This window comes from Pseudomonas sp. VI4.1 (assembly GCF_002029345.1).
Lineage (GTDB): Bacteria > Pseudomonadota > Gammaproteobacteria > Pseudomonadales > Pseudomonadaceae > Aquipseudomonas.
Genome location: NZ_MULM01000070.1, coordinates 1 through 14,970, shown reverse-complemented (window position 1 = coordinate 14,970; position 14,970 = coordinate 1). Strand labels below are relative to the sequence as shown.

The 14,970-nt window shown below is 60.1% G+C and carries 13 protein-coding genes and 1 pseudogene; 11 read left to right on the top strand and 3 right to left on the bottom strand.

Going from position 1 to position 14,970, the window contains the following annotated elements:
- Positions 1-188: 188 nt before the first annotated feature.
- A complete protein-coding gene (locus BZ163_RS02230) occupies positions 189-482 on the bottom strand; it encodes a hypothetical protein (RefSeq protein ID WP_128869618.1) in 294 nt (97 codons plus the stop codon).
- 304 nt (positions 483-786) lie between these two features.
- Between BZ163_RS02230 and BZ163_RS02225 the strand changes: the two genes are divergently transcribed.
- The 6 genes from BZ163_RS02225 (at position 787) to BZ163_RS02200 (ending at position 6,554) form a co-directional block, all read left to right on the top strand.
- Positions 787-1,050 carry a hypothetical protein gene (locus tag BZ163_RS02225; RefSeq protein WP_128869617.1) on the top strand — a complete coding sequence of 88 codons (264 nt, stop codon included), beginning with the start codon at positions 787-789 and terminating at the stop codon, positions 1,048-1,050.
- Between the two features lie 299 nt (positions 1,051-1,349).
- On the top strand, positions 1,350-2,189 hold the full coding sequence (galU, locus tag BZ163_RS02220) for a UTP--glucose-1-phosphate uridylyltransferase GalU (protein ID WP_128869616.1): 840 nt from the start codon (positions 1,350-1,352) through the stop codon (positions 2,187-2,189).
- Positions 2,190-2,758: 569 nt separating this feature from the next.
- On the top strand, positions 2,759-3,088 hold the full coding sequence (locus BZ163_RS02215; RefSeq protein WP_128869615.1) for a hypothetical protein: 330 nt from the start codon (positions 2,759-2,761) through the stop codon (positions 3,086-3,088).
- Positions 3,089-3,167: 79 nt separating this feature from the next.
- Positions 3,168-4,733, top strand: coding sequence for a PAS domain-containing methyl-accepting chemotaxis protein (locus tag BZ163_RS02210; protein WP_128869614.1), 1,566 nt, complete (start codon positions 3,168-3,170; stop codon positions 4,731-4,733).
- A 360-nt stretch (positions 4,734-5,093) separates the two neighbouring features.
- Positions 5,094-5,495 (top strand): MerR family DNA-binding transcriptional regulator, encoded by a 402-nt coding sequence (locus BZ163_RS02205; RefSeq protein ID WP_128869613.1) that lies wholly within the window; start codon positions 5,094-5,096, stop codon positions 5,493-5,495.
- A gap of 159 nt (positions 5,496-5,654) precedes the next feature.
- The gene (locus BZ163_RS02200) at positions 5,655-6,554 is read left to right on the top strand and encodes a hydroxymethylglutaryl-CoA lyase (RefSeq protein ID WP_128869612.1); all 900 of its coding nucleotides are present in this window, start codon (positions 5,655-5,657) and stop codon (positions 6,552-6,554) included.
- Between the two features lie 256 nt (positions 6,555-6,810).
- On the opposite strand, the gene BZ163_RS35100 is transcribed toward BZ163_RS02200, so the two are convergent.
- Together BZ163_RS35100 and BZ163_RS02185 are read right to left on the bottom strand one after the other, a co-directional pair.
- Positions 6,811-7,254 carry a hypothetical protein gene (locus BZ163_RS35100; protein ID WP_218190491.1) on the bottom strand — a complete coding sequence of 148 codons (444 nt, stop codon included), beginning with the start codon at positions 7,252-7,254 and terminating at the stop codon, positions 6,811-6,813.
- A gap of 137 nt (positions 7,255-7,391) precedes the next feature.
- Positions 7,392-9,089, bottom strand: a complete 1,698-nt coding sequence (locus BZ163_RS02185) for an AMP-binding protein (protein WP_128869610.1) — start codon at positions 9,087-9,089, stop codon at positions 7,392-7,394.
- On the opposite strand from BZ163_RS02185, the gene BZ163_RS02180 reads away from it, so the two are divergent.
- The 5 genes and pseudogenes from BZ163_RS02180 to BZ163_RS02160 all read left to right on the top strand — a co-directional run.
- Positions 9,088-9,396, top strand: a complete 309-nt coding sequence (locus BZ163_RS02180; RefSeq protein WP_128869609.1) for a hypothetical protein — start codon at positions 9,088-9,090, stop codon at positions 9,394-9,396. The genes BZ163_RS02185 and BZ163_RS02180 overlap by 2 nt on opposite strands.
- 100 nt (positions 9,397-9,496) lie before the next feature.
- Positions 9,497-10,660 carry an isovaleryl-CoA dehydrogenase gene (locus BZ163_RS02175; protein WP_128869608.1) on the top strand — a complete coding sequence of 388 codons (1,164 nt, stop codon included), beginning with the start codon at positions 9,497-9,499 and terminating at the stop codon, positions 10,658-10,660.
- A 99-nt stretch (positions 10,661-10,759) separates the two neighbouring features.
- Positions 10,760-12,364 (top strand): carboxyl transferase domain-containing protein, encoded by a 1,605-nt coding sequence (locus BZ163_RS02170; RefSeq protein WP_064676707.1) that lies wholly within the window; start codon positions 10,760-10,762, stop codon positions 12,362-12,364.
- 235 nt (positions 12,365-12,599) lie between these two features.
- A complete protein-coding gene (locus tag BZ163_RS02165; protein ID WP_128869607.1) occupies positions 12,600-13,415 on the top strand; it encodes a gamma-carboxygeranoyl-CoA hydratase in 816 nt (271 codons plus the stop codon).
- Positions 13,415-14,970 (top strand): annotated as a pseudogene (locus BZ163_RS02160) (acetyl/propionyl/methylcrotonyl-CoA carboxylase subunit alpha); the annotation flags it as partial. The gene BZ163_RS02165 and the pseudogene BZ163_RS02160, both read left to right, overlap by 1 nt.

Below are 14,970 nucleotides of genomic sequence, written 5' to 3'. Positions count from 1 at the left end.
ATAGGAACGGCGTTGTGGCTGCATGAAAGACCCTCTTAAAAGGCTAGAAGTGGTGTCCACTTAAATTGAGGTGGACACCATCGCCTTTGGCGGTGGGGTCAGGAAGGTGTGTTTGCTGGCCGGTTACGTATGGCATGCCAACTAACCCAACCATTTTCTGCGGGATCTTCGAAACAGCGTCGAGCTACCTATTTCGATAGTGGTGGCACAGTCAAAACCGTGCCACAAAGCCCGGCCGTGCCAGCGCCACCACTGAAAATTAATTGTGGTCCAGCGACGCATCCCATCGTTTGCATCGCGATAGCGATAGCGATAGCGATAGCGATAGCGATAGCGATAGCGATAGTCAGCCAAGGGGATACTTTTCCGAGCTGGCCGAGTACGGCATCCGGATTGCTCAAGCCCCGCTTTTGCGTGACCGCCTTGAGGACTTCAGCCAACAGGATCGCAATGGCGCCCTCCCACTGCGCATCAATACCCATGCCAGGCTTGCTCAATTGACTTCGTGTCCACCTGACATAACCGACTAGAATAGCCCTAGGACATCAAATGGCTTATAGACGATCCTTGAAGAAGACGCCGTCAGTGAGCCGTAGGATGTTTGGCATCCTTTCGAGGGTCTGGCATGGTGGTCGAGCAGTGCTTGCACCGCCGATCGTTTCCGGCGTAGTGAACCCAGTTCGGCCTTTTTTGCGGTAACGCTAAATAACCGACGGTGCCTGCCGATAGTCAAGACAATGCCCCGACGCCGGGGATTTTTGAACAAGTAGTCGTGGGTTAAAGGTTATGAAAGAGATCTATCTCCTGATCGAGCATGGTATGGATCAAGGCGAGGTTTATGTACTTGGCTGGTTCGACAACAAAAAGCTGGCTGACGAAGTGGCCGAGGAGAAGGAGTGGGAGGCGTACCGCGCAAGCTTAAAAGCGGAGCATCATTGGTCAACTCAAAAACCTGTGGCTCCAGACCAAACGAAATATCGTCGGTTCTGGATCAAAGAAATTTCCAAATTTGATCGAGCTCCAATTCCTAGGTCATCCGCAGTCCATTGACGATCAGACCAGGCTTATCAGGCTAACGGAACTACACCAGCACCGCCGCATGCTGGTGACCAATATAAGCCTGGCGTCCGCATCAGGTGTGATCTGCCAAATCATTGGCTACTGGTCAGATCACACTCCGACGCAGCTTCCTGTGAGGGGGAACTGGTAGTAGTGACGTCTGCCTCATAACTTTGGTGGAAATATTTTTGAATGAAGGCAGTCAGTTAGTCATCACCGGGCGTTGTAACAAGTCCTTTGCCTGATTAGACTGCGCCGCAAATATGGATGACCACAAATCAAGGACCCACATGATCAAGAAATGCCTGTTCCCAGCAGCCGGTTACGGCACTCGCTTCCTCCCAGCGACCAAAGCCATGCCCAAAGAAATGCTGCCGGTGGTGAACAAGCCACTGATCCAGTACGGCGTAGAAGAAGCACTGGACGCCGGGTTGACTGAAATCTCCATCGTCACCGGTCGCGGCAAACGCGCCCTGGAAGATCACTTCGACATCAGCTACGAGCTGGAACACCAGATCGAGGGCACCGACAAGGAAAAATACCTGGTCGGCATCCGCAAGCTGCTCGACAACTGCTCGTTCTCCTACACGCGCCAGACCGAAATGAAAGGCCTGGGCCACGCGATCCTGACCGGCCGCCCACTGATCGGCGACGAAGCTTTCGCCGTGGTCCTGGCGGATGACTTGTGCGTTAACCTCGAAGGCGACGGCGTACTGACCCAGATGGTCAAGCTGTACAAGCAGTTCCGCTGCTCGATCGTCGCCATCCAGGAAGTCGATCCGCAGGAAACCCACAAGTACGGGGTGATCGCCGGCGAAATGATCCGCGACGACATCTACCGCGTGCACAGCATGGTCGAGAAGCCAAAGCCGGAAGACGCACCGTCGAACCTGGCGATCATCGGTCGCTACATCCTGACCCCGGACATCTTCGACCTGCTCGAAGATACCGAACCAGGCAAGGGCGGCGAAATCCAGATCACCGACGCCCTGATGAAGCAGGCGCAAAACGGTTGCGTGATGGCCTACAAGTTCAAGGGCAAGCGTTTCGACTGCGGCGGTGCCGAAGGCTACATCGACGCTACCAACTTCTGCTTCGAGAACTTCTATAAGACGGGCAAGGCTTACTGATAGCCTGAGCTGCTTGTATTGAAAAGCCACCTTCGCAGGTGGCTTTTTTATTTGCAGAGTAGAAGCGCTTCGATTGCCTGCCGGCTGGTGGGTTGCATCATCGCTATTTGGCGAACCTTCCTACCGGAACCTCCTCCTTTTCTGACTTCTTTACTTTTTGATCCCCCGCAAAGTCGTGTGCGCTGTATTCGTTGACGGAAAGGCTCAGAGAGCGAAGGCAGTCCTACAGTCGATCATCTTCTGGGACGTAGTCGTCGGAGATTTCCTTCAAGTTTTAGCGGTTTGCATGAACTGGTGCGGAGTGGGTTCCATGGGTAGTCTTTCGTTGTCGCCGCGAATGCGGTGGCAGGGTGTAGGAACCCTTGGAAATACATCGCGCACCGGCGCTGTCGTTTGATTTCGACACTTGATTCGTGTCTATAAATCGTCGCGGCGGCCGTGCGCGGGGCACGTTTCGACGTGGCTGAGTTTGATGGGTCCTCAGTTTCCTACTCCCGCGTACGGCTGCCACCCTACCCTTCAGGAAAAGTCGTTGGCAGCTGAACTCACACTCCAAGGCCCCTAAAAAAATGACATCAAGTACTCCCGACTCACCCTACATAAAACCAACCCCCCACCCCGAAAATCGCTTCAAGGCGCTCACCAATAATTGCAGCGACATGCCCACCCTCTTCGTCGATACCCAGGCGCCACTGGATGTGCTGGTCGACGCGGCCAACCATCGAATTCAGGCCGTGACCCAGGTGCTGGAAAACCTGTCCATGCGCGGTTCGATCGAGTGCGACTCTTTCATTCTCAGTGACTTTGCCTTGCTCTGCGCCGTTCCGTTGCGGGATGGCTGTGATGTGCTGGAGGTGATTGGGCGGCGGTTGCGGCCGCAGGCTTCGGGGGGTGTTTAGGGGTGGATGAAAAATAAAAACTCAACAATTCCGTGACCGCGCCGACATCCTGTCAAAGCCTCACGGACTGACTATAGCCATGCGTAACAACCAGCCTATTACTCAACGCGAACGGACCTTCCCGGCTCAGCAACGGTTGATTTCCACCACCGATGCCAAGGGCGTGATTACCTACTGCAACGACGCCTTCGTCGAGATCAGCGGGTTTACTCGTGAGGAGCTGATCCATGCGCCGCATAATCAGGTGCGTCACCCCGACGTCCCTTCTGCGGTGTTCGCACATATGTGGGGCACGCTGAAGCAAGGCTTGCCCTGGATGGGCATTGTCAAGAATCGCTGCAAGAGCGGTGACCATTACTGGGTCAACGCTTATGTCACGCCGGTGTTCGACGGCCAGCAGGTGGTCGGTTACGAGTCGGTGCGGGTCAAGCCCACGGCTGAGCAGATTCAACGTGCCGAAGCCCTTTACCAGCGCCTCAACCAGGGCAAGTCCGCCGTGCCTTCCATGGATAAGTGGCTGCCGGTGCTGCAGGATTGGTTGCCGTTCATTCTGGTCAGCCAGCTGAGTTTCCTGATCGGGGCGTCGCTGAATTCGCAATGGGGCTTTGCCCTTGCCGCCGGGTTGTCGGTGCCGCTGGGCCTGCTGGGGTTGCGTTGGCAGCAGCGCGGGCTCAAGCGTTTGTTGCGCCTGGCCGAGCAGACCACGTCGGACCCGTTGATTGCGCAGATGTACACCGACAGTCGCGGCGCACAGGCGCGGCTGGAGATGTCGATTCTGAGTCAGGAAGCTCGTCTGAAAACCTGCCTGACTCGTCTGCAGGACACCGCCGAGCACCTGAGCGCGCAAGCGAAGCAGTCCGACACCCTGGCGCACAACAGCTCCACCGGCCTGGAACGCCAGCGCGTCGAGACCGAGCAAGTGGCGACGGCGGTCAACCAGATGGCGGCAACGACTCAGGAAGTTGCCAGCCATGTGCAGCGCACGGCGGATGCAACTCAGGAAGCCAATCGCCTGACCGGTCGCGGTCGGGATATCGCCGGGGAAACCCGCGAAGCCATTCAGCGTTTGTCGACGGTGGTCGGTGAGACTGGATTGACCGTGACTCAGCTGGCCAAGGACAGTAACGAAATTGGCGGCGTGGTGGATGTGATCAAGGGCATTGCCGACCAGACCAACCTGCTGGCGTTGAACGCGGCTATTGAAGCGGCGCGTGCCGGTGAGATGGGTCGCGGGTTTGCGGTGGTGGCCGATGAAGTGCGGCAACTGGCGCAACGTACCAGTGAGTCCACTGGGCAGATTCATGCGCTGATTGCCAAGCTGCAGCACACCGCCAGTACCGCGGTGCAAACCATGGAGGCCGGGCATCGTCAGGCCGAGGAAGGTGTGGCGCGGGTGCTGGAAGCGGATCAGGCGCTGGTGGGGATCAGTGAGGCGGTGGCCCACATCACTGATATGACCACGCAGATTGCGGCGGCGACTGAAGAGCAAAGTGCGGTGGCTGAAGAGATCAGCCGTAACATCAGTAACATCTCGCATTTGGCGGATCAGACTTCGGTGCAGGCGCAGCACTCGGCGTTGTTGAGTGAAGAGCTGACGAAGACGGCGAATACCCAGTATTCGTTGGTGGAGCGGTTTAATCGCTGATGGCTGTTCCAAGGTAAACAACCGGGCGCTGATGCGCCCGGGTTTGTTTTTGAGGTGTCTACTCACCTTTTCGGGCTGCCAAATACTCTGGCCAGGGAGCTCGCCTGTGGTAAAGGGGGCTTGCCCCCTGTAGGAGCTGGCTTGCCAGCGAAGAGGCCAGCACATTCAACATTGATGTCGACTGACCTGACGCCTTCGCTGGCAAGCCAGCTCCTACAGGGGGCGTATGGCGGTCAGTGAATACCGGGGCGACGCAGGTTGGTGGATACCTGGGGTGTGAGGTGTTGAAAGACCTGCGCCCCTTGACGTAAACGTCAACCTGCCATTAGCTTAGCGCCATGACCTTTTTCGAGCGCTTCCATGAGCAGCCAGACCTATAGCATTTCCGACCTCGCCCGCGAGCTCGACATCACCACCCGGGCCATTCGCTTTTATGAAGAGCAAGGGCTGCTCAGCCCTGAGCGGCGTGGGCAGGAGCGCATCTATTCGCCGCGGGACAAGGTCAGCCTGAAGTTGATTTTGCGGGGCAAGCGTATTGGTTTTTCACTGGCGGAATGCCGTGAGTTGATTGAGCTTTACGATCCTACCGGCGGCAATCAGAAACAGTTGCAGACCATGCTGAACAAAATCGCCGAGCGTCGGGAGCAGCTTGAGCAGCAGATGCTGGATATCGAGCAGATGAAGCTGGAGTTGGATACGGCTCAGGAGCGCTGCAGTCAGGCGTTGGAGCAGACGATCAAGAGTCAGCAGGCGGTTCAGTAGGTCAATGCATTCCACTGTAGGAGCGAGCTTGCTCGCGATGGACGTCAGGGCGCCGCGTTTATCCAGGTGGCACCCGTTATCGTTAACGTCCATCGCGAGCAAGCTCGCTCCTACAGGGGTTATCTCAGTATTCAGATCATTCAGCACAGGTCGATTCCCATGTCCCTACCTACTCACGTACGCCTGGTCGAAGTCGGCCCTCGCGACGGTCTGCAGAACGAAGCCCAACCCATCAGTGTCGCGGACAAGGTGCGGTTGGTCGATGCGCTGACCGCTGCTGGCTTGGGTTATATCGAGGTCGGCAGTTTTGTCTCGCCCAAATGGGTGCCGCAGATGGCCGGTTCCGCCGAGGTGTTTGCGCAGATCCAGCGCAAGCCCGGGGTGACGTATGCCGCGCTCGCGCCCAATCTTCGCGGGTTTGAGGATGCGGTGGCTGCCGGGGTCAAGGAGGTGGCGGTGTTTGCCGCGGCGTCCGAGGCGTTTTCCCAGCGCAATATCAATTGCTCGATCAGTGAAAGCCTGGCGCGTTTCGTGCCGATCATGGAGGCGGCGAAGCAGCACGGGGTGAGTGTGCGGGGTTATGTGTCCTGTGTGCTGGGTTGCCCTTATGAGGGTAACGTCGCGCCGGAGCAAGTGGCGCGGGTCGCGCGCGAGCTTTATGCCATGGGCTGCTATGAAGTGTCCCTGGGCGACACCATCGGCACCGGGACGGCCGGGGCTACCCGCAAGCTGATTGAGGTGGTCGCGGCCGATGTGCCGCGGGAGAAACTCGCCGGGCACTTCCACGACACCTATGGCCAGGCCATGGCCAATATCTACGCCAGTCTGCTGGAGGGGGTCGCGGTGTTCGACAGTTCGATCGCCGGCCTCGGCGGCTGCCCTTATGCCAAGGGCGCCAGCGGTAACGTGGCCACCGAGGACGTGGTGTACCTGCTCAATGGCCTGGGCATCGACAGCGGTATCGACCTTGAGGCCTTGATTGTGGCTGGCCAGCAGATCAGCACGGTGCTGGGACGCGCCAGCGGTTCGCGCGTGGCCAGGGCACGTAGCGCGCAGTGAGTGGGCGGATGTGTCGGGGTGTTACCGCAACGTCCGAATGTGGGGGACAAACGAGTAACACGGAAACAAATCGGTGAATTTTGGTGGTGGGGAAAATCCTGAAAAATCTCAACTGCTTGATTTTAAAGGGTTTTCAAAAGTTGGCACGGCTCCTGCTTTCTCTATGGCATAACAAGAACAAAAAAAATGTTCCAACCCTAATAAAAATAAGACGTAACGACTCTGACATAACAAAAACAACACGGCAGAGACGCAGCTAACAGATTTTTTTGGAGAGGATGTGCTTTTCAGGGTGCTTTTCGGAGTGACCCGCAACCGGGCAGAGAATAATAAAACTACCTTCAGGTAGCTCCCGAACTGGTTGGATCGCTTGGCGAGAAAGTAGATCAGCGCTCAAAAAAATACGTTTGCTCTTGATCCCGGATGGGGGTCGATAAAAACAGCGGTAAAGGGTCACGGTTGCTAAAAACAAAAACAGACCGCCCCTCAATAATAAAAAAAGAGCACGTAACGACAAAATTAAAGGGGAGCTTCGGCTCCCCTTTGTGCTTTCTGCGGTTTGTGATTTTCCCCTCTCTCCCTCTCCCTCTCCCTCTCCCTCTCCCTCTCCCTCTGTAGGAGCGAGCTTGCTCGCGATGGACTTCAGCGCACCGCGTTTATCCAGGCAGCACTCGTTATCGTTAACGTCCTTCGCGAGCAAGCTCGCTCCTACAGTCACTGAATCCTGGGATAGCCTGTAGGAGCCGGCTTGCTGGCGAAAGCGGAGTGTCAGTCAGCATCAATGTTGGCTGTGACGACGCCTTCGCTGGCAAGCCAGCGCCTACAGGGGTGGTGGGGTCAGGTTTTGTTGATGCGCAGTTCTTCGATGCTGATTTCACGCATGCGGAATTTCTGGATCTTGCCGGTCACGGTCATTGGGAACTCTTCGACGAATTTGAAGTGACGCGGCGTCTTGAAGTGGGCGATGCGTTCTTTGCACCAGGCTTGCAGTTCTTGCTCGGTGGCGCTGTGGCCGGGGTGGAATTTGATCCAGGCGACGATTTCTTCGCCGTAGCGCGAGCACGGGATGCCGATCACTTGCACGTCGGCCACGGCCGGGTGGGTGAAGAAGAATTCTTCCAGCTCCCGTGGGTAAATGTTTTCACCGCCGCGGATGATCATGTCCTTGTTGCGTCCGGCGATGTTCACGTAACCCTCGTCGTTCATGCTCGCCAAGTCGCCGGTGTGCATCCAGCCGGCCTGGTCGATGGCTTCGGCGGTGCCTTGCGGGTTGTTCCAGTAGCCGAGCATTACGCTGTAGCCGCGGGTGCACAGTTCGCCGATGGTGCCGCGGGGCACCAGGTTGCCGGCCTCGTCGATGATTTTGCTTTCCAGTTGCGGCTGGGTGCGGCCGACGGTGGTGACGCGCAGCTCGAGGTCGTCCGAGGGGCCGGTCTGCAGCGATACCGGGCTGGTTTCGGTCATGCCGTAGGCGATCTGTACTTCGCTCATGTGCATGTCGCTGATGACCCGGCGCATCACTTCGATCGGGCAAGTGGCCCCGGCCATGATCCCGGTGCGCAGGCTCGACAGGTCGAATTCGGCGCGCTGGGGTTGGTCGAGCATGGCGATGAACATGGTCGGGACGCCGTAGAGCGCGGTGGCCTGTTCTTCGGCGACGGTGGTCAGGGTCAGCAGCGGATCGAAGGCGTCGTTGGGGTAGATCATGGTGCTGCCATGGGTCATGCAGCCGAGGTTGCCCATGACCATGCCGAAGCAGTGGTACAGCGGCACCGGGATCACCAGGCGATCATTGGCGGTCAGGCCGAGGCTTTCGCCGACCATGTAGCCGTTGTTGAGAATGTTGTAGTGGCTGAGGGTCGCGCCCTTGGGGAAGCCGGTGGTGCCGGAGGTGTACTGGATGTTCACCGCCTGGTCGAAATGCAGGCTGTCCTGGCGTTCGTGCAGTTGCTCGGCGGACACGCTGCCGGCCAGATCGGTCAGCCGCGACCAGGGCAGGAAACCCGCGGGCGGCTGGGCATCGAGGCTGATCACCCCGCGCAGGTCCGGCAGGCGTTCGCTGTGCACTTGGCCGGTGGCGTGCTGCGCCAGTTCCGGCACCAGGCCCTGGACCATCGCGTGATAGTCGGAGGTCTTGAAGGCGCCGGCGCAGACCAGCCATTGGCAGCCGGCTTGCTTCAAGACGTATTCCAGTTCGGAGCTGCGGTACGCCGGGTTGATGTTGACCAGGATCACGCCGATTTTCGCGCTGGCGAACTGGCTGATGCACCATTGAGCGCAATTGGGGGCCCAGATGCCCAGGCGATCACCGGTCTGCAGGCCCAGGGCCAATAGCGCCCTGGCGTGCAGGTCCACGGCGTCGGCCAGTTGCTGCCAGGTGTAGCGCAGTTGTTGGTGGCGCACGACCAGCGCCTCCCCGGTCGGGTACTGCGCGACGGTGTTGTCGAACGCCTGGCCGATGGTCATCGCCAGCAAGGCTTTGTCCTGGGAACCGCGGGTGTAGCTGCGCTGCGGGCTTGCAGTGGGTTGATCCATGACGACCCCTATTGTGTTTATTAATGGGTTGGCTACGGTTCGCTGTGGGGGCGGGTTTGTTTGTGAAGAGGTCGGCATGTTCAACATTGATGTTGACTGGTCTGACGTCTTCGCTGGCAAGCCAGCTCCTACAGGGGTTCAGCTGCGGACGGTCCCTTGTAGGAGCTGGCTTGCCAGCGAAGAGGCCGGCAAATTCGACATTGATGTTGACTGGTCCGACGTCTTCGCTGGCAAGCCAGCTCCTACAGGTGGTCCGTGGTTACATCTTGAACTGGCTCTAATGTCGCTCAAGTTGACGTTAACGTAAAGGGTGATTGACAGCCATTCGTCACAGGCTTACGTTAACGTAAAGGTGAGAACCGGATCACGGCCCTCCCCTACCCTACAAAAAAGCCAAAAGGTGACCCATGAGCTATCCATCCCTGAATTTTGCCCTCGGTGAAACCATCGACATGCTGCGCGATCAGGTTCAGGCCTTCGTCGCTAAAGAGATCGCCCCGCGCGCCGCTCAGATCGACATCGACAACCTGTTCCCGGCGGACCTGTGGCGCAAGTTCGGCGACATGGGCCTGCTGGGGGTCACCGTGCCGGAAGAGTACGGCGGCGCCGGCCTGGGTTACCTGGCGCACGTGGTGATCATGGAAGAAATCAGCCGCGGCTCGGCGTCGGTGGCGCTGTCTTACGGTGCGCATTCCAACCTGTGCGTGAATCAGATCAACCGCAACGGCAATCAAGAGCAGAAAACCAAGTACCTGCCGAAGCTGATCAGCGGCGAGCACATCGGCGCCCTGGCCATGAGCGAGCCGAATGCCGGCTCCGACGTGGTGTCGATGAAGCTGCGCGCCGACAAGCGCGGCGATCACTACGTGCTCAACGGCAGCAAGACCTGGATCACCAACGGTCCGGACGCCAACACCTACGTGATCTACGCCAAGACTGACCTGGAAAAGGGCCCGCACGGCATCACCGCGTTCATCGTCGAGCGCGACTCCAAAGGCTTCACCCGCAGCAACAAATTCGACAAGCTGGGCATGCGCGGTTCCAACACCTGCGAGCTGTTCTTCGATGACGTGGAAGTGCCGCAAGAGAACATCCTCGGCGCGCTCAACGGCGGCGTGAAAGTGCTGATGAGCGGCCTCGACTACGAACGCGTGGTGCTGTCCGGCGGCCCGACCGGGATCATGCAGGCCTGCATGGACCTGATCGTGCCGTACATCCACGACCGCAAGCAGTTCGGCCAGAGCATCGGCGAGTTCCAGCTGATCCAGGGCAAGGTCGCCGACATGTACACCCAGCTCAACGCCAGCCGCGCCTACCTGTATGCGGTGGCCCAGGCCTGCGAGCGCGGCGAGACCGCCCGCAAGGACGCCGCCGGAGTCATCCTGTACAGCGCCGAATGTGCAACCCGAATGGCCCTGGATGCAATCCAGATTCTCGGTGGCAACGGCTACATCAACGAATTCCCTGCCGGTCGTTTGCTGCGCGACGCCAAGCTGTACGAAATCGGCGCGGGCACCAGTGAGATCCGGCGCATGCTGATCGGTCGCGAACTGTTCAACGAAACGAAATGAATTTCGTTAGCGGCAAGCGGCAAGTTTCAAGCGGCAAGAAGACTGCACGCTTGCTTCTGACTTGTAGCTTGCAACTTGAAGCTGCTACGGAGTAGCCCGATGATTTTGCATACCCAGCTCAACCCTCGTTCGGCGGAGTTCGCCGCCAACAGCGCGGCGATGCTCAAACAGGTCGACGCCCTGCACACCCTGCTCGCCCAGGTGCAGCAAGGTGGCGGCCCGAAGGCGCAAGAACGCCACACCTCCCGGGGCAAATTGCTGCCCCGTGAGCGGATCAATCGCCTGCTCGATCCGGGCTCGCCGTTTCTCGAGATCAGCCAACTGGCGGCCTACGCGGTGTATGGCGAAGACGTGCCGGCCGCGGGCGTGATTGCCGGGATCGGCCGCGTGGAAGGCGTCGAATGCATGATCGTCGCCAACGATGCCACGGTGAAAGGGGGTTCCTATTACCCGCTGACCGTGAAAAAACACCTGCGCGCCCAGACCATCGCCCAGCAGAACCGCCTGCCGTGCATCTACCTGGTGGATTCCGGTGGCGCCAACCTGCCGCGCCAGGATGAAGTGTTCCCCGACCGTGAGCACTTCGGCCGGATCTTCTTCAACCAGGCCAACATGAGCGCCATGGGCATTCCGCAGATTGCCGTGGTGATGGGTTCGTGCACGGCCGGTGGTGCGTATGTACCGGCGATGGCCGACGAAGCGATCATGGTGCGCCAGCAGGCGACGATTTTCCTCGCCGGGCCGCCGCTGGTAAAAGCCGCGACCGGGGAAGTGGTCAGCGCCGAGGATCTGGGCGGGGCCGATGTGCACTGCAAGATTTCCGGGGTGGCCGACCATTACGCCGAGAGCGACGAACACGCCCTGGCCATTGCCCGGCGCAGCATCGCCAACCTCAACTGGCGCAAGCTCGGTGAGGTGCAGCAGCGCACGCCGATCGCCCCGCTCTACGCCAGCGACGAGTTGTATGGCGTGGTGTCGGCGGACGCCAAGCAGCCGTTCGATGTGCGGGAAGTGATCGCGCGGTTGGTCGACGGTTCGGTGTTCGATGAGTTCAAGGCGCTGTTCGGCACGACCCTGGTGTGTGGCTTTGCGCACTTGCACGGTTACCCGATCGCGATTCTCGCCAACAACGGCATCCTGTTCGCCGAAGCCGCGCAGAAAGGCGCGCACTTTATCGAGCTGGCGTGTCAGCGCGGGATTCCGTTGCTGTTCCTGCAGAACATCACCGGGTTCATGGTCGGGCAGAAATACGAAGCCGGCGGCATCGCCAAGCACGGCGCGAAACTGGTGACTGCGGTCGCCTGCGCCAAGGTGCCGAAGTTCACGGTGATCATCGGCGGCAGTTTCGGTGCCGGTAACTACGGCATGTGCGGCCGGGCTTACGACCCGCGCTTTTTGTGGATGTGGCCGAATGCGCGGATCGGCGTGATGGGCGCCGAGCAGGCGGCCGGGGTGCTGGTGCAGGTCAAGCGTGAGCAGGCCGAGCGCAGTGGCCAGGGTTTCAGTGCCGAGCAGGAAGCGGAGATCAAGCAGCCGATTCTCGATCAGTATGAAGAACAGGGGCATCCCTATTACTCCAGCGCTCGGCTGTGGGACGACGGTGTCATCGACCCGGCGCAGACCCGCGATGTGTTGGCCCTGGCCTTGTCGGCGTCGTTGAACGCGCCAATCGAACCGAGCCGCTTCGGCGTGTTCCGGATGTGATCCTGACGGAATCTGATGTGGTCCTTATGTGATCCTGATCGGATTTGATGGGGTCTGATGTGATTCTGATCGGATTTGATGGGGTCTGATGTGATCCTGATCGGATTTGATGGGGTCTGATGTGATTCTGTAGGAGCCGGCTTGCCGGCGAAGGCGTCTTCATGGGCGCGACAGGGCTCAAGGCCGCCTTCGCTGGCAAGCCAGCTCCTACAAAGTGCCGTGGAGACGGACGAATATGAGCGACTTCAATACGCTGGAACTGCTGACCGACCCGCGGGGTTTTGCGACCCTGTGGCTCAGCCGTGAAGAAAAGAACAACGCGTTCAACGCCGAGATGATCCGTGAACTGATCCTCGCCCTGGACAAGGTCTCGGGCGATGCCAGCCTGCGCTTTCTGCTGGTGCGCGGTCGCGGCAAGCACTTCAGCGCCGGCGCCGACCTGGCCTGGATGCAGCAATCGGCCGAGCTCGATTACCACACCAACCTCGACGACGCCCGGGAACTGGCGGAGTTGATGTACAACCTGGCCAAGCTGAAAATCCCGACCCTGGCCGTCGTGCAAGGCGCGGCCTTTGGCGGCGCGTTGGGCCTGATCAGTTGCTGCGACATGGCGATCGGTGCCGACGACGCGCAGTTCTGCCTGTCGGAAGTGCGCATCGGCCTGGCCCCGGCGGTGATCAGCCCGTTCGTGGTGCAAGCCATCGGCGAACGGGCGGCCCGTCGTTATGCGCTGACCGCCGAGCGCTTCGGCGGGCAACGGGCGCGGGAGATCGGTTTGTTGTCGGAGAGCTACCCGGGCAATGAGCTGGAACAAAAAGTCGAGCAGTGGATCGACAACCTGTTGCTCAACAGCCCGGCGGCCATGCGCGTCAGCAAGGACTTGCTGCGTGAAGTCGGCAACGGCGCGCTGACCCCCGCGCTGCGCCGCTACACCGAAAACGCGATCGCGCGGATCCGCGTCAGCCCTGAAGGCCAGGAAGGTCTGCGGGCCTTTCTGCAAAAGCGTGCGCCGAACTGGCAAGCCGCTACCACCCCCAAGGAGTCGCGTTGATGAGCGCACCTGTTCTCACTACCCTGCTGGTGGCCAACCGCGGCGAAATCGCCTGCCGGGTGATGCGCACCGCCAAGGCCCTGGGCCTGACTACCGTGGCCGTGCACAGCGCCACTGACCGCGACGCGCGCCATAGCCGGGAAGCGGATATCCGCGTCGACCTCGGCGGCAGCAAGGCCGCCGACAGCTACCTGCAGATCGACAAGCTGATCGCCGCGGCCCAGGCCAGTGGCGCCCAGGCGATCCATCCGGGGTATGGCTTTTTGTCGGAGAACGCCGGGTTCGCCCGCGCCATCGAAGCCGCCGGCTTGATCTTCCTCGGCCCACCCGCCTCGGCCATTGACGCCATGGGCAGTAAGTCCGCGGCCAAAGCCTTGATGGAAACCGCAGGCGTGCCGCTGGTGCCGGGTTATCACGGCGAAGCCCAGGACCTCGAGACCTTCCGCGACGCCTGCGAACGCATCGGCTACCCGGTGCTGCTCAAGGCCACCGCGGGTGGCGGCGGCAAAGGCATGAAAGTGGTCGAAGACGTCAGCCAGCTCGCCGAAGCGCTGGCCTCGGCGCAGCGTGAAGCGCTGTCGTCGTTCGGCGATTCGCGGATGCTGGTGGAGAAATACCTGCTCAAACCACGCCATGTGGAGATCCAGGTGTTCGCCGATCAACATGGCCACTGCCTGTACCTCAATGAACGTGACTGCTCGATTCAGCGTCGGCACCAGAAAGTCGTCGAGGAAGCACCCGCCCCCGGCCTGAGCCCGGAACTGCGACGCGCCATGGGCGAAGCCGCGGTACGTTCGGCACAGGCCATCGGCTATGTCGGTGCCGGTACCGTGGAGTTCCTGCTGGACGCGCGCGGCGAGTTCTTCTTCATGGAGATGAATACCCGCCTGCAGGTCGAACACCCGGTCACCGAAGCCATCACCGGCCTCGACCTGGTGGCCTGGCAGATTCGCGTCGCGCGCGGTGAAGCGCTGCCGATGACCCAGGACCAGGTGCCGCTGCTCGGCCATGCGATTGAAGTGCGGCTGTACGCCGAAGACCCGGGCCATGATTTTCTGCCGGCCACCGGGCGCCTGGAGTTGTACCGCGAATCCGCGCCCGGCCCGGGGCGTCGGGTCGACAGTGGCGTGGAAGAAGGCGACGAGATTTCGCCGTTCTATGATCCGATGCTCGGCAAGCTGATTGCCTGGGGCGAGGACCGTGAACAGGCGCGGTTGCGGTTGTTGAGCATGCTCGATGAGTTTGCGATCGGCGGGCTCAAGACCAACATCAACTTCCTGCGGCGGATCATCGGCCACCCGGCGTTTGCCGCGGCGGAACTGGATACCGGGTTCATTCCGCGTTATCAGGAGCAACTGCTGCCGGCCCCTGCGGACCTCGGCGAGGAGTTCTGGCAAGCCGCCGCCCAGGCCGTAGCGCAAAGCCAGCCGGGGACTCCGCGCGCCGATGACCCAAGTTCGCCCTGGGCGCTCAACAGCGGTCTGCGTTGCGGCTTGCCCGCGAGACCACGCTGCACCTGAGCTGCGAAGGCCAGGACCGCGCCCTGACCCTGGGC

Excerpts from the sequence above, each read along its gene's own strand:
- BZ163_RS02230 (WP_128869618.1), bottom strand. The coding sequence starts at position 482 with ATGGGTATTGATGCGCAGTGGGAGGGCGCCATTGCGATCCTGTTGGCT.
- BZ163_RS02225 (WP_128869617.1), top strand. The coding sequence starts at position 787 with ATGAAAGAGATCTATCTCCTGATCGAGCATGGTATGGATCAAGGCGAG.
- galU (WP_128869616.1), top strand. The coding sequence starts at position 1,350 with ATGATCAAGAAATGCCTGTTCCCAGCAGCCGGTTACGGCACTCGCTTC.
- BZ163_RS02215 (WP_128869615.1), top strand. The coding sequence starts at position 2,759 with ATGACATCAAGTACTCCCGACTCACCCTACATAAAACCAACCCCCCAC.
- BZ163_RS02210 (WP_128869614.1), top strand. The coding sequence starts at position 3,168 with ATGCGTAACAACCAGCCTATTACTCAACGCGAACGGACCTTCCCGGCT.
- BZ163_RS02205 (WP_128869613.1), top strand. The coding sequence starts at position 5,094 with ATGAGCAGCCAGACCTATAGCATTTCCGACCTCGCCCGCGAGCTCGAC.
- BZ163_RS02200 (WP_128869612.1), top strand. The coding sequence starts at position 5,655 with ATGTCCCTACCTACTCACGTACGCCTGGTCGAAGTCGGCCCTCGCGAC.
- BZ163_RS02180 (WP_128869609.1), top strand. The coding sequence starts at position 9,088 with ATGACGACCCCTATTGTGTTTATTAATGGGTTGGCTACGGTTCGCTGT.
- BZ163_RS02185 (WP_128869610.1), bottom strand. The coding sequence starts at position 9,089 with ATGGATCAACCCACTGCAAGCCCGCAGCGCAGCTACACCCGCGGTTCC.
- BZ163_RS02175 (WP_128869608.1), top strand. The coding sequence starts at position 9,497 with ATGAGCTATCCATCCCTGAATTTTGCCCTCGGTGAAACCATCGACATG.
- BZ163_RS02170 (WP_064676707.1), top strand. The coding sequence starts at position 10,760 with ATGATTTTGCATACCCAGCTCAACCCTCGTTCGGCGGAGTTCGCCGCC.
- BZ163_RS02165 (WP_128869607.1), top strand. The coding sequence starts at position 12,600 with ATGAGCGACTTCAATACGCTGGAACTGCTGACCGACCCGCGGGGTTTT.